1 protein-coding gene is annotated in these 709 nt (G+C 73.6%); it reads right to left on the reverse strand.

The features are described 5' to 3' along the window. Window position 1: 1 nt before the first annotated feature. The gene (locus C1I95_RS34295; RefSeq protein WP_438941370.1) at window positions 2-673 is read right to left on the reverse strand and encodes a class F sortase; all 672 of its coding nucleotides are present in this window, start codon (window positions 671-673) and stop codon (window positions 2-4) included. Between the last annotated feature and the right edge of the window lie 36 nt (window positions 674-709).

Genomic DNA, 709 nt, shown 5'->3' on the forward strand with positions numbered 1-709 from the left:
GTCAGGGGGTGCGGGTGGTGGTGTGGGTGGCGAAGACGATCACGTTGTCGGCGTAGCCGGTGCGGCCACCGACCCACTGTCCGCCGCAGGTGATCAGCCGCAGGCCGGCCGGGCCCTCGTGGCCGTAGACGCGCTCGGCCGGCAACTGATCCTTGGGAAAATGCTCCACGGAGTCCACCGTGAAGACCACCACCGAGCCGTCGTCCCGGGTCACCTCGATCCTGTCGCCCACCCGCATCTTGCCCAGGTCGTAGAAGACCGACGGACCGTTCTTGGTGTCCACGTGCCCGACGATGACCGCGGGACCCGGGTCGCCGGGAACAGGCCCCCGGTCGTACCAGCCGGTCTCCTCGTGCCGGCTCAGCGGCGGCACGCCGATCGTGCCGTCCGGCGCCTCGCCGACCGGCTTCACCGGCGCGGAGACATCGATCGACGGGACGGAGAGGCTCACCGGCCGGGCGGTCGTACGGGCGGCCGGCGCACCGGCCGACGGCTGCTCTCCCCCGGCGGCAGCGGCGGCCCACTCCAGCGGATCGCCGACCGCACGCCCCAGTCCGGCGCCGGTGGCGAAGACACCGACCAGCACCAGCACCACGGCGAGCGGGATCGACCAGGGGCTACGGCCGGACCGTGCCTCGCGCCGACCCGCCGAGCCGTCCACGCGCGGCCCGATCGCGTCACGCCGACCGGCGGAGCCTACGGAGTAGGG

The organism is Micromonospora craterilacus (assembly GCF_003236315.1).
In the GTDB taxonomy this organism is placed as follows: domain Bacteria; phylum Actinomycetota; class Actinomycetes; order Mycobacteriales; family Micromonosporaceae; genus Micromonospora; species Micromonospora craterilacus.